12 protein-coding genes are annotated in these 13,010 nt (G+C 60.5%); 6 read left to right on the top strand and 6 right to left on the bottom strand.

The features are described 5' to 3' along the window. Positions 1 to 256: 256 nt before the first annotated feature. Complete coding sequence (locus tag WA904_RS01020) at positions 257 to 1,306, top strand: AraC family transcriptional regulator (RefSeq protein WP_425195270.1); 1,050 nt, start codon at positions 257 to 259, stop codon at positions 1,304 to 1,306. Between the two features lie 126 nt (positions 1,307 to 1,432). Next, positions 1,433 to 1,573: a hypothetical protein gene (locus tag WA904_RS01015; protein ID WP_425195269.1), complete on the top strand. Its 141-nt coding sequence runs from the start codon at positions 1,433 to 1,435 to the stop codon at positions 1,571 to 1,573. Positions 1,574 to 1,779: 206 nt separating this feature from the next. On the opposite strand, the gene WA904_RS01010 is transcribed toward WA904_RS01015, so the two are convergent. From WA904_RS01010 to mddA, 3 genes are read right to left on the bottom strand one after another with little or no spacing between them, the layout of a single operon-like run. Further along, on the bottom strand, positions 1,780 to 2,775 hold the full coding sequence (locus tag WA904_RS01010) for an NADPH:quinone oxidoreductase family protein (RefSeq protein WP_425195268.1): 996 nt from the start codon (positions 2,773 to 2,775) through the stop codon (positions 1,780 to 1,782). 1 nt (position 2,776) lies between these two features. Continuing rightward, the gene (locus tag WA904_RS01005; protein ID WP_425195267.1) at positions 2,777 to 3,286 is read right to left on the bottom strand and encodes a PaaI family thioesterase; all 510 of its coding nucleotides are present in this window, start codon (positions 3,284 to 3,286) and stop codon (positions 2,777 to 2,779) included. 30 nt (positions 3,287 to 3,316) lie between these two features. Then, complete coding sequence (mddA, locus tag WA904_RS01000; RefSeq protein ID WP_425195266.1) at positions 3,317 to 4,090, bottom strand: methanethiol S-methyltransferase; 774 nt, start codon at positions 4,088 to 4,090, stop codon at positions 3,317 to 3,319. 223 nt (positions 4,091 to 4,313) lie between these two features. Here mddA and WA904_RS00995 point away from each other — a divergent pair, with 223 nt between their 5' ends. Further along, a complete protein-coding gene (locus WA904_RS00995) occupies positions 4,314 to 5,921 on the top strand; it encodes an alpha/beta fold hydrolase (RefSeq protein WP_425195265.1) in 1,608 nt (535 codons plus the stop codon). A 96-nt stretch (positions 5,922 to 6,017) separates the two neighbouring features. Here WA904_RS00995 and WA904_RS00990 read toward each other — a convergent pair whose 3' ends face one another. Then, positions 6,018 to 7,586 (bottom strand): acyl-CoA synthetase, encoded by a 1,569-nt coding sequence (locus WA904_RS00990; RefSeq protein WP_425195264.1) that lies wholly within the window; start codon positions 7,584 to 7,586, stop codon positions 6,018 to 6,020. A 141-nt stretch (positions 7,587 to 7,727) separates the two neighbouring features. Here WA904_RS00990 and WA904_RS00985 point away from each other — a divergent pair, with 141 nt between their 5' ends. Both WA904_RS00985 and WA904_RS00980 read left to right on the top strand, forming a co-directional pair. Then, positions 7,728 to 8,549 (top strand): DUF4886 domain-containing protein, encoded by an 822-nt coding sequence (locus WA904_RS00985; RefSeq protein WP_425195263.1) that lies wholly within the window; start codon positions 7,728 to 7,730, stop codon positions 8,547 to 8,549. A gap of 12 nt (positions 8,550 to 8,561) precedes the next feature. Next, positions 8,562 to 9,113, top strand: coding sequence for a hypothetical protein (locus WA904_RS00980; protein WP_425195262.1), 552 nt, complete (start codon positions 8,562 to 8,564; stop codon positions 9,111 to 9,113). Between the two features lie 73 nt (positions 9,114 to 9,186). Here WA904_RS00980 and WA904_RS00975 read toward each other — a convergent pair whose 3' ends face one another. Next, positions 9,187 to 10,677 (bottom strand): KAP family P-loop NTPase fold protein, encoded by a 1,491-nt coding sequence (locus tag WA904_RS00975; protein WP_425195261.1) that lies wholly within the window; start codon positions 10,675 to 10,677, stop codon positions 9,187 to 9,189. A gap of 192 nt (positions 10,678 to 10,869) precedes the next feature. Then, positions 10,870 to 11,250 (bottom strand): YciI family protein, encoded by a 381-nt coding sequence (locus WA904_RS00970; RefSeq protein ID WP_425195260.1) that lies wholly within the window; start codon positions 11,248 to 11,250, stop codon positions 10,870 to 10,872. Positions 11,251 to 11,592: 342 nt separating this feature from the next. Here WA904_RS00970 and WA904_RS00965 point away from each other — a divergent pair, with 342 nt between their 5' ends. Next, entirely contained in the window at positions 11,593 to 12,861 is a 1,269-nt protein-coding gene (locus WA904_RS00965; protein ID WP_425195259.1) for an alpha/beta hydrolase family protein, read from the top strand. Positions 12,862 to 13,010 lie beyond the last annotated feature (149 nt).

Here is a 13,010-nt window from a genome sequence, read left to right as displayed (position 1 = left end):
CACCTGAACCTGCAGGTCGGCCACCAGCGCGCGCATGGCGGCGGCATTGGCCTGGAAGTCGGCAGAACGGGCGTTGAGTTTGGTTTCCAGAACTGGCATGTGTCTCCTCTGTACGAATCACGCGGCTTGGTGTGCGAGCTAAGCCCGGCCGCGCCGAAGACACACCTTAACGCCAATGGGACAGCTTAGGCGCAAACCCCGCCAAATGGCCGCCACACAGGTTGCAAATCGTGCCAGCTTGCGCGAAACTGGACCCATGCCCGCCCGCCCTGCGCCCGAGACCGCCAGCCCGCCTGCTGCAGCCACGCCCATGGCCTTTGCACGCGTTATTGCCGCGGCCTACCAGCAACACGGCCAGAACCCGGCAGCGGCGCTCAAGCTGGCACAGATCACGCCAGCCAGGTTGCAGCAAAGCGACGCCCGTATCACCGCCCGCCAGATGGAAGTGCTGTCCGGCATCGCCATGCAGGAGCTGGACGACGAAGCCCTGGGTGCCTTTTCAAGAAAGCTGCCCTGGGGCAGCTACGGCATGCTGGCCCGCGCCTCGCTCAGCGCGCCCAACCTGGGGGTGGCCCTCAAGCGCTGGTGCCGCCACCACGCCCTGCTGGCCGATGACATTCATCTGAAGCTGGTGACCACCGGCGACAGCGCCGCCATCCAGATCGAGGAGCGCGCCGACCTGGGGCGCCACGGGCCGGGCGCACGCGAGTTCTGCCTGGTGCATGTGCTGCGCAACATCCACGGGCTGGCCTGCTGGTACATCGACTCGCGCATTGCCCTGCAGGGTGCGCGTTTCCCGTTTCCCGCCCCGGCCCATGCGGACGCCTACGCGCTGATGTTCCCCGGCCCGCTGCGCTTCGACGCCGCGCAGGCCGAAATCCGCTTCGACGCGCGTTACCTGGCCCTGCCCCTGCGGCGCGATGAAAAGGCCTTGCAGCACATGCTGCAGCGCGCGCTGCCACTCATGGTGCTGCAGTACCGGCGCGACAGGCTGCTGGTGCAGCAGGTACGGCAAACGCTGACCGCTCACCCCGACCAGGCGCACAACGCCGATGGCGTGGCAGCCCTGCTGAACATCTCCGCACGCACCCTGCACCGCCAGCTGAAGGAAGAAGGCGCCTCACTGCAGGAACTGAAAGACGAGGTGCGCTGCGACCGCGCCAAGGACCTGCTGTACCGCAGCACCCGGCCGGTGAAACAGGTGGCAGCCGCCGTGGGCTTTACCAACGAGAAAAGTTTTACCCGGGCGTTCCGGGCATGGACGGGAATGAGCCCGGGGGAGTTCCGCAAGGGTTTGCAGGGGTAAACGAATTCCCGCCAACTTGCCATGGGCCCAAGCCCGCCGCAACACTGCCCTGCCGGAAGCTATTCCTGTGCTGCCGGCCTCGATCTGCAACGCATATCGGGCCTGGCGAGGCCTTACCATCGAGGCATGAAAACAACCTACATCCTCGGCGCCATCCTGGCTTGCAGCGTCATCGGTACATTGGTCGGTGCTCGCGCAGCAAAAACCGCACTCCTGGTGCTATCGGGAATACTTTCTATTTATGGGTTAGTTCGCCTATTGGGCTGAGTGCACCGGCGCATCCTGGTCTGTCAGGCGTCAATCCATTGCTTCCATGACAAACACAAGCCGTAAACAGGGGGCAAGCTGATCAGCCTCGTCCTCCGGCGCGGCCGGAAGGAACGCCTCGTCCAGGCGGCGGGCGGTCTCACGTCGGCGCGACGGCTGTCACGTGCGTAGCCGTCCCCCTGTCACCCATAGCTGACCCATCGCCATCATGCGAGCGCGTCAGGGCTCTGCTTTGTACGCAGGACAATCCGTCCCATCACTTCACGGCGTTCGAGCCGCTGCAAGGCATCAGCGAATGATGTCAAGGGCAGGACGTCCGAGACCTGAGGCCGAAGAGTGCCCTGCGCCACCGCGGCAAAAAGTTGCTCGTCAGCAAGGTGGCTTTCCTGCGGCTGCCGCTCCGTCCATGCGCCCCAATAGCAACCCACCACGCTGTAGTTTTTCATCAGCGGAAGGTTCATGGCAAGGCTTGGTATGTCGCCGCCTGTGAATCCAATCGGCAGAATGCGGCCGCCCCAGGCCATCACCCGCGACACGGTGCTGAACAGGGCACCACCGACGTTGTCGAAATAAACGTCCACACCACGCCCCTCGGTCAGTTCAAGCAAGCGGCTGCGCACTGGTTCATAGGAGTAGTCAATGGTGTGGGCCGCGCCCTGCTCGCGTGCCGCGTCACCCTTGGCCGACGAGCTGGTGCCTGCAATCACCGTGGCACCCAGCTGGCTCGCCAGGTTGACAGCCGCCATGCCGACACCGCCGGCCGCACCGCTGACAAACACGGTTTCCCCCGGTTTCAGCTGCGCGCGAGTCAGCGCGTAGTGGGCGGTACCGTAGGCGTATCGCACCGTCGAGCCGATCTCAAAACTTACACCGTCCGGCAGTTTCGTGACCCCCCACTCGGGTGTCACCATGCGCTCGGCCATGCCACCATACCAGTGGCTGCAGGCCACCCTGTCCCCCACGCGCACGCGCTGGACGCCCTCGCCAACACCCAGCACGATTCCCGCGGCGTCGCTGCCGGGAACAAAAGGCAGGACCGGCTTCAACTGGTAGCGGCCGGCCACTATCAGCGTGTCCATGAAGCTGACTGCGGCCGCATGGACGTCAACCAGCACCTCTCCCGGACCCGGAACCGGGTCCGCAAGCTCGCCAAGCTCCAGTGCGCCTATGCCGTTGAAGCTGTTGCAGATGACGGCGCGCATCTCAGCCCAACGCCTTCACGCGCACAGTGATCACTTCGGCGGTGGCGCATTCCACCGAACCCTGGCGCACGCTGCAGGCCACAATCGACTTGCGCTCACCCTGCGCGACAATCCGCGCGCGCAGTTCCAGTGCCTGGGCCACCAATGCCGGTTTGAGGTAGTTCACACGCAAGCTGCCAGTCACCACATGAAAGGGTGGAGGGCCGCTGTTCAGGTCATGGCCCGCCTCCCGGCAATACATGGACACCGATGCCCAGATGGCGTGGCAATCAACCACAGACGCAATCGTGCCGCCATAGACGTAGCCCGGGAACCCTATGTGCTCGGGCCTGGGTTGCCAGATGCAGACGAACTCGTCACCGTCCCAACGGCTCTTGATGTGCAAACCCCGTTCATTGAGCGTGCCGCAGCCAAAGCAATGGACCTGCAGGCGGTCCTGCAGGGCGCGGCCATCGTCAAAGGGGTCGTGTGCCGCATCGAATGCGCGCGAACTGTGTGCCACTGATTCCATACTCAGGTCCTTGTTGGAAAAATCTGTAGATCACTGGTCTTCGGGATCCAGGCGGCCGCCCGTCATTCCTGTGGAAGATCGTGCGCGAGGAATCAGCATGCCGACCTGCTCGCGATACCTGCGGTAGCGTTCGCCGAATTGCTTGAGAAGGTCGCGTTCCTCGAAGGCGATGCCGATCAGGATGTAGGCGCTGAGCCCGAGGGCGAACAGCAGCCGCCCGGCCGTCATGACCGGCACAGCCCAGAGGCCCAGCAGCAGGCCTGCATACAGCGGGTGGCGTACGTAGCGGTAAAGCAGCGGCGTCCTGAACTGGGTCTCGGGCTGGGTACGCCGCATCAGGCGTGCAAGGACCTGTTGCAGGCCGAACAGCTCGAAATGGTTGATGAGAAAGGTGCTGACCAGAGCCAACAACCAACCCAGCCCGAATAGTCCCCACAGCAATGCCGAAGCGGCGCCGTTTTCGACCCGCCACACGATGGGCTCGGCTATCGGCACCCAGAACCAGAACATCGCCGCCAGCACGGCACATGTGGCCACCAGATAGGTGCTGCGCTCCACGACGGGAGGGACGATGCGTGTCCACCAGCGCTTGAAACCCTGACGGGCCATCACGCTGTGCTGAATGCCGAACATGGCCAATAACAGCAGATCAGTGAGCAGGGCGACGCCCGTGGGTGCGCTTGCGCCGACATCTACCGACTTGGGCACCAGCAAGTTGCCGCTGAAGCCGACGAAGTACAGCAAAGCGGACATGCCGGCCATGTAGGCAATCACGCCGTAGAGAAACGAGAACAGACCGCGCATGGGCGACCTCCTGTTTGCAAAGATGAACTGACGCCTCGGTGCTGCGCACCGAGGCAGGATGTGAAAGCATGCGCAGCGCCCGGGCACTGAATCCCGACTGCCGCAACACCTCGCGAAAACCTCTCCGGTATAGGGAATGGCAGAGCGATGTGCGCAAGCTTAGGAGGTGAGCGTCCCTTGAACGTCCCTATGCAAAAAACGCCTGCGCAGCTATAAACACCCCATGCCGTCGCACCCTCCATCACCCGCGTTGCAACTGCAGGTTTTCGGCGCGCCCCTGGCCCTCGTACAGGGTCGCGAAACGCCGCTCCCGCTCAAGCGCGCCGTCGCGCTGCTCGCCTATCTCGCTTTCAACACCGGGCCCGTACCACGGGCGCACCTGGCAACGGTTCTGTGGCCGGATACGGATGAAACGCGGGGGCGCGCCCGACTGCGCAGACTGATCTATACGATTGAAGGCGCGGTCGGCTGCAGGATTTTTTCTTCCGACAATGACTGCCTCGCGCTCATGGCCCGGATGGTCGAAATCGACGCACTCCGGTTCACGCATTTCGCCCGAGAAGCCGTCGCTGCGGCAACACTCGACGACAACGCCCTGATAGAAGCCAGCCAATGGGTGGAGCGGGCGCGCCGCCCGCTGCTGCAAGGCATCACTTTCGGATCTGACATCTTTGATGACTGGCTCAAGGCAAGCTCCATTGAGCATGAGCGCCTGCTGGCACGTCTGCTCGAGCGCCTGATCGACGCGCTTGGCCAGCGGAGCGACCTGGCGCCGGCGCTGGACCTTGCCGAAGTCCTGATTGCGCAGGACATGTACCGTGAACCGAGCTACGTGCTGCTGATGCAGTTGCACGCCCGCCAGGGCCATAGCGCCGGCGTCGAGGCGGCCTACACCCGCTGCGCAGACGCCTTGAGAGCGGAGTTCGGCATCCGGCCCGGCCCGCAAACCGAGAAGGCGTACCTGCAATTGACGGAAGACCTGAAGCGCGTGTCGACCAACCGGGTGATGCGGCCGAACGTGCGTTTTGCAGAAAGCCGTTTTGGCTTCGTTGCCTATACCGTTCTCGGAACAGGTGACCAAACCCTGCTGATCGCTCCCGGCTTCGTCTGCCAGATTGAGATCGTGCTGGAATACCCACCGTTTCGCGCACTTATCGAGGCATTGACGGACCGCTTCCAGGTGATCATGTTCGACCGGCGCGGCGTCGGTTTGTCCGAGCGCCTGGGCGCAACCAGCACGCCTGCCGCCATGGCTGCCGATATCGTGGCAATCCTCGACCATGCAGACGTGCCCAAGGCATGGCTCTTCGGATCATCCGAGGGCGGCATGGGAGCCATGCGCCTGGCCATCGATCATCCGGATCGGGTCCAGGGCTTGTGCCTGTTTGGATCACTTGCACGTGGCTCAGCCGCTTCCGACTACCCATGGGCTCTGTCCGCCACTGCTTATGGCGTGTGGCTGCAGCGGCTCATTGCTGCATGGGGCGGGCCGGTTGGCCTCGAGACGTTTGCGCCCAGCGAGAAGGACGACCCCGCGCTACGCGCCTGGTGGGCTCGCCTCGTGCGGCATGCGGCGTCTCCCGGAGGACTCGAAACCATTCTTGCAGGCCTGCGCGATACCGACATGCGAGCCGATCTGGAGCGCATCGCCGTGCCAACACTTGTGATGCATCGGCGAGGCGACCGGGCAGTTCGTTTTGAAGCGGGCGAGCACCTTGCGCGAAATATTCCAGGTGCAGTCTGGCACCCGTTGGAAGGTGACGATCATTTCTGGTGGTGTGGGGACAGCAAACCCGTCATCCAGGCGATCCTGAAGTTTGCCGCGCGATGACGCACATGTTCTTCAGACAATGCAGGCCGTCTTCTGCACCCTTCGACAAGCTCAGGGTGAACGGCAGTGAATTGCTTGCCATGATTTATGGAAGTCTCAATGATGGCCGGCAAACACGTCCTGGTAGCGCACCCGCAAGTCGCGCTTCAGCAGCTTGCCGCTCGGGTTTTTCGGCAGTGCGTCGGTGAACACCACCGCCTTGGGCGCCTTGAAACCGGCAATGTGCTCATTGCAATGCGCCAGCACCTCCTGCTCGGTCAGTGTCTGCCCGGCTTTCACGACAATCACCGCCACCACGGCCTCCACCCACTTGGGGTGCGACACACCCACCACGGCCACTTCAGACACCGCGCCCAGGCGGTAGATCATTTCTTCTACCTCGCGGCTGGCCACGTTTTCGCCACCGGTCTTGATCATGTCTTTCTTGCGGTCCACCACGGTGATGAAACCTTCATCGTCGGTGGTGGCCAGGTCGCCCGAGTGGAACCAGCCACCCTGGAAGGCGGCCCTTGTTTTCTCCTCGTCGCGGAAGTAGCCCAGCATCAGGTGCGGCGAGCGGTGCACGATTTCGCCAACCTCGCCGGGGGCCACGTCGTTCATGGCGTCGTCCACCACGCGCGTTTCCACATTCAGCACGGCGCGCCCGCAGGAGCCGGGCTTGCGCAGCTGGTCGTCGGGGCCGAGCATGGTGGCCAGCGGGGCAATCTCGGTCTGGCCGTAGAGGTTCCAGAAGCCCACGTCAGGCAGGCGCCGCGCCAGTTCACGCAGCACCTCCACCGGCATGATGGACGCGCCGTAATAACCCTTGCGCAGGGTGGAGAGGTCTGTGCCGTCGAACAGCGGCGAGCGCAGCAGCGCAATCCACACCGTGGGCGGCGCAAAGAAGGAGGTGATGTGATGCTGCGCCATCAGCGGCAGCAGGTTGTCCGGCGTCGGCTTGGCGGTGATGATGCTGGTGGCACCCACATAAACAGCCGGACCAAAGAACACATCGAGCTGCGCGCAGTGGTACAGCGGCAGCGCATGCAGCATCACGTCACCATGGGCAATGCTGGCGTCCACCGCACAGCTGGCGTATTGGGAAATCACTGCGTCGTGCGTCAGCATGGCGCCTTTGGGCATGGACTCGGTGCCGCTGGTGTAGACAATCTGCGCCAGGTCGGTGCTGCCCAGCGCCACCTCGGGCGGGGTGCCGGGGGTACGGGCCAGCTCATCGAATGAGGTCATGCCCGCCACGGGCTGCGAAGCGTCTTCAGAAGGCAGCCAGACAAACTGCGTGACGGCCGTGTCCAGCGCCGCGGCGCTGCGGGCCAGCTCGGCCAAGCCGGAATCCGTCGCCAGCATCTGCGCCTCGGCATGGCGCAGGATGAAGGCCACCTCTTCGGCCTTGAGCATGAAGTTGATGGGCACCAGCACCGCGCCCAGCCGCGCCAGCGCAAACCGCATGGCCGCAAACCCGTGCGAGTTGCGCGCCAGCACGGCCACCCGGCTCGCGTGACCCACACCCATGCCGGCCAGGCTGGCCGCCACACGGTCCACCACCGCATCAAACTCGGCAAAGGTCCAGCGTGTATTACCGCAGATCAGGCCGGTCTTGCCCGGGTAACGTTTGGCGGTGCGGTGCAGCAGGTCGGCAATCGTCTGCCGGCGGATGGCGGGGTTCATGATGTCTCCTTTTTGTCTGGTCCCGGCTCAAGTATCCATCCAGAAAGGCTTCCCCTGCAGCGGTGCCGGCCGGCAGAAGAAGGCCATGACGCCACGCTGCAAGTGCTCTAGACTGCCAATATCAAAAACAAAGGAGACACCATGCGCCACCTCTTGATTCGCCCCCTGCTGTCCGCCGCCCTCGGCCTCGCCCTGCTTTGCGGTGCCGCCACCGGCGCGCTGGCCCAGACCAAACCCAAGCTCAAGGACGTGGGCATCGACAAGCCCGCCTCGTCCATCTACATTGGCAACAGTTTCTTTTATTACAACAACAGCCTGCACAACCATGTGGGGCAGCTTATCAGGGAAAGCATGCCGGGCCTGCGCCACCGCGCCAGCTCGGCCACCATCAGCGGCTCGGGCCTCAACTGGCACGACGTGGAGAGCTACTTCCGCCCCAGCGCCATCGGCTCGTATTCCTTCGGCGCCAACAATACCGTCAGCTTCAACAAGCTCGACCGCCTGTTCGACGTGGCCATCATGATGGACTGCAGCCAGTGCCCGCTGCACCCGCAGCTCAAGGATGTGTTCAGGGAATACGCCAAGAAGCATGCCGACACCGTACGCAAGCATGGCGCCAAGCCGGTGTTCTTCATGTCGTGGGCGTATCAGGACGTGCCGTCGATGACGGCTGAACTCGCCGAGGCCTACACCCAGGCCGCCAACGACAACAACGCTTTTGTCATTCCCGCCGGCCTGGCCTTCGCGCGGTCCATCGCCCAGAAGCCGGACATCAACCTCTACGTGGCCGACAAGCGCCACCCCAGCGTGGCCGGCAGCTACCTGGCGGCCTGCACCACGTATGCCGCGCTGTTCAAGGCTTCACCGGTGGGCATGAAGTACACCGCCGGCTTGGACCCGGCGGTTGCGCAGCATTTGCAGGCGGTGGCTTGGGAGACGGTGCAGGAGTATTTCAAGCCTTGAGCTTAAATTTTTATGTCGAAATCTCCGCCGCGAATCGCCTACAAAAAAGCCCAAGACTGTCTTCAGGAAATGCGGGACTCGGCGCAGCTTGATGATCTCGCACATGCTTGGGAACTATTCTTGATTTTTCATCAACGAACTTGGAACAAATGTGAAGCTCACTACAAAGGATCGGCATTTTGGGGTCGTCTCTTGGCCAAATACTCCGCTATAAGAAAGCGAGATCCGCTCCTCGTCTATGTTCACCAAGCGCGACATGTAGACGAACATGGCATTCAAATGATTTCGCGTCAGCAGGCGGGGACAACAACCATCGGTAGCGGCGTGCTCACTGGAGGTACGCAAATAACAGGCGGTGGCGTGGCTATTATCGGGTCAGGTAGCACTGCCCCGGTAACAATAAATCCCATTACCGTCATCGCCATTCCCGTCGTCAATCGTGGGCAAACTTATCCGCCCCCAGTTATGAATGGCCGCACGCCCTCTGTGCTTCAACTGGCTGATGCTTCAATGCTGATTTATGACAACTTATTCGCTGAAATCGATGCAGCTAACGGTGATTAGAGAGAGTCGAAATTTCATTTTCCCAGGTCTTCTGCAAAGCAGGAAAAAAGCCACTCTTTTTGTCATAGTGCGTCTATGGCTCGCTAAGTTGTCCACAACGCGCTACTAACAAAGGATATTGTTTTAAACGACTAAAGGAAAATTTGTCATGCTCGAACGAGCTACGAATTTCGTCAAGCAACGGATCGTTCTCCAAGTTCTCAGATGACAGGACTCTTAGGTCACTAAATTGATACTGGTTAAATATTTCAACTACGGATTTTTGGACTCTTTTACTCGAAAAAAATGCAACCTCCGCTGCCGCCTTGGCCCCCGCAAGCAAACGGCGAGTCGCTTCGATTGACTGAATTGCCTTTGCGTCGCTGATAAACACGCCACATAGTGAAGCGAGGTAGAAGAAATGCAACTTAATCTGCGGAGAAACTGTCAATGAAGCATGAGAATCTAAAACAGCTCTCATCAACTCGACCATCCTCGCCATTTCCCTATTTGAAAGATTTAGAGTTTCGGCAATAGCCGCCACAATCATCGCGCTAGCTGAGGCTTGATCGCTTCTCACCCCTTGCACGAAATCAAGTCGCCTATACACACGATCCGGGTCATTCCCACCTGCGCGAAGCAGAACAGTTGGTACGATAAAGCTTGGATCTTCATGCAATACTTCATTGACTAGCACGTGATAAGCGATCGCCTGTCGCTCGGGCTCGGGCAACAAATACTGAAGATCAAAAAAACGCCGCAAATACCCAGCCCCATCAAATCCCGCGCCATAGGCACCTTGTGCGGTGTGCGCTAATTGCTCCGAGTCTGTTGCAACCACTGCATATACCCCGGGCACCGAGAAGACATGCTTCAGAACCTCAAGTAAATCAATCGCAAAATTCGGCCGACAACGATCCAGCTCATCTACCAGAAGCAGAAGTGGAGTGAAGCGTCCTTCTGAAACTGCACATGAAAGTGCAAATTTCTCTAACGCATCGCGAAATTGCTTTAGATGAACAGAGACCCCCTCTTCTCTTGCCAGTAACGCTTTGGCAACCTTCTCCGCGCCGGAAGAAGCTCCACTCGCCAACTCGGCAGTAATGTCAGCGTCCAGCGCCTGAAGTCCCCGCGCTACCAATACATCACCCATTCCACCCAAAAGAACAGTGGCACCGATCTTGGCTGTATTCTTTGCAATGACCGGGACAAGATGCTTCGCGAATGCCACGCCGAACTTTTTAGCCGCCGTAGATACATTGCTGCCCACCTTTCCCTTTTCTCGTATCTGACGATTGAGGGAAGAAACGAAGCTCATAAGAGGATCATGCGCATAGTCCTGCTCCCACGCATTAAAGCGAAGTACAGTCCAACCACTTTCCTCTAAGTCGGCCGACCACCTGTCTAGCAAGTAGGTCTTACCTGTTCCCCATCTTGCGTTGATATTGATCACAAGGTGGTCAGGCTTCTTTAGCCGTCGGCTTCTGGCATATCTACCGGCCAAAAGCTGGGTCAAGAAATCAGCATCAGCTTTCCGGCCAAGGGCATCAACAGAATCTCTCCAATAGCTTAAGAGCTGTGGCATAAAACATCCAATTTGAGTAACGCAAAAGTGCTTGGCACTCGGACCAAATATGTTGGCTACCCCAGATGTTTGATTGAACGAGCACACATGCCAACTGTTCCTCCCGCTCGCTGCAGAGACGTTACTAGGAGTTCAGACATCTTGCATCCTCCAATTAAAGGAGGCGTGCACAGTTCACGGCGTTGTCGAACGTTATGGGCATACTGCCTGCTCAAAAAATCCAATAGGGTGCAGCTCAATCCCCCACCCCACGCTCTCCCCCAGCGTCGCAGCCGGATGCAGCGAAGCCACCCGCACCGCCTCTTCCCGGTCCGCAGCTTCAATGATGAAAAAGCCGCCAACCAGCTCCTTGGCTTCGGCATAAGGCCCGTCAGTCACCTGCGTCTTGCCGCCGCGCGGGCGCAGGACAAACGCAGCCTCAGGGCCGCCGAGTGAGGCGCTCACGACGAGGCGGCCGGTTTTCTTCAGTTCGGCGTCTTTGGCCGGGCACTGGCTGACCAGGGCCTGCACGTCGGCGGGTGCCATGGCGGCGAATTTCTCGGGGTTGTAGTAGGCGAGGCAGAGGTATTTCATGGGAAGGTCCTTTCAGTGTTTGTTGATGAACGTCACACCTGTACGACGAACGGCGAGCCCGCGTTTCGACAATCATTTCAACATTGCCGGCGAAAGATTGCGCGAGGGGGAACCTTTTTGGGCAGTAAGCGGCCTGCGCTTCAATCCGCCACTGTCTCGGCGATTTGATCAGCCAACCCATTCGCTACTACTTTCATAGCTGTTAGCGCTCGTCACATAAGGGATGGAGGCCGATTTGGTTCCCAAATTTCGCCCGCAAGCCCTTTGAAGCCCGTCACTTTTCCGTTGGCCGGCGCCACAAAAGCCTGACCTACACTCCAGAGATCAAACAAGGGAGAAGCGATGAGGCTGCTTTTGACGCTGGTTTGCCTTCTCTGGGCAAGCACCATTGCCGCACAAACCTCCTGGCCGGAGTACATGCCGGGCTTGGCACCCGGGCTCTCTGAAAGCAGCGTCGCTGCGGTGCTCCCCTCGGACATAACAATCACACCGCCCACCACAAACCTGCCAGCCGACAAGGCGCGCTGGAGCGGTATGTGGAAAGGCTGGGCGTGCTGGGCTTCGCTGTGCGATGTGAAGGTTGCCGTGGAGAAGGTCACGGACACCGGCGCTATGCTGGTGTATGCAGGCAGCTCTTCACAGAGCACCGTCAATGACAGAGGCGAGGCACTGTTTGTCAACGATGAGCTGGTGTTCAGGGTCAAGACGGGCGCAAACCTCGTTCTACGTCTGCGGCCCTCTGGTGAAATGGAGTTTTCGATCTGGAAGCCGGACACCCGGCTGATCAGCACGGGCCTGCTGACGCAGAAGCCGGTTGACGACTACACACGCACGATCGAGCGCGTGCCCACCCCGTGGACAGAGAACGGTAAACCGCAGACGCTGGAGATGGTGGTGTACCGGCCGACAGGCCCCGGGCCCTTCCCCACGCTGGTGATGAACCACGGCTCCACCGGCAACGGCGACAAGCCGCAACTGTTTACCAACACCTGGACCAACCCTGATCTGGCCCGGGTATTTGTGCACAAGGGCTGGCTGGTGCTGTACCCGCAGCGGCGCGGGCGTGGCAAGTCTGACGGGCTGTATGACGAGGGTTTTGAGGCGGACCGCTCGCGCTATGCGTCTGACCCTGCACTTTCGTTGCCGGGCCTGGAGCGCGCACTGGCTGATCTGGATGTGATCATGGCCCATGTATTGACCCGCAGCGATGTCGACACCAAACGCATGCTGATAGGCGGTGTGTCGCGCGGCGGAATACTTTCTGCTGTTTATGCAGGGACCCGGCCCACCCCGTTTCAGGGTGTATTGAATTTTGTGGGTGGCTGGGTCGGGAACCGCTGGCTATATGCAGACTCCGTCAACACCGTGTCGTTCAAACGTGCCGCCGCGTTTGGCAAGCCGATGTTATGGCTGTATGGCGACAAGGACCCGTTTTATTCACTGAAACACAGCCGCGCAAATTTTGACGCTTTCATTGCCGCGGGCGGCAAGGGCAGCTTTGTGACTTACCCCCCGCCGACCGGCCAGAATGGCCATGCCATTCATGCCTACCCCAGCGTGTGGCAAGCGGCGGTAGACGACTATCTTCAGCTAGTAGTACCGCCCCGTTGAACGCGACGAAGGGCACACCCATCTCTGGGCATCCGACCCCAAGCTGCCAGGGGCAGTCTTTTCGCTACTGATTTCATAGCTGATCGCGCCCGACAGATAAGGGCTGGAGGCCGATTTGATGCACAGGTTTCGCCCGCAGACCCCTACCC

The sequence above is a fragment of the Polaromonas sp. genome (genome assembly GCF_049790275.1).
In the GTDB taxonomy this organism is placed as follows: Bacteria; Pseudomonadota; Gammaproteobacteria; order Burkholderiales; family Burkholderiaceae_C; genus Polaromonas.
The sequence above is the reverse complement of the archived record's forward strand: the minus strand, read 5'-3'. Positions and strand labels throughout refer to the sequence as shown.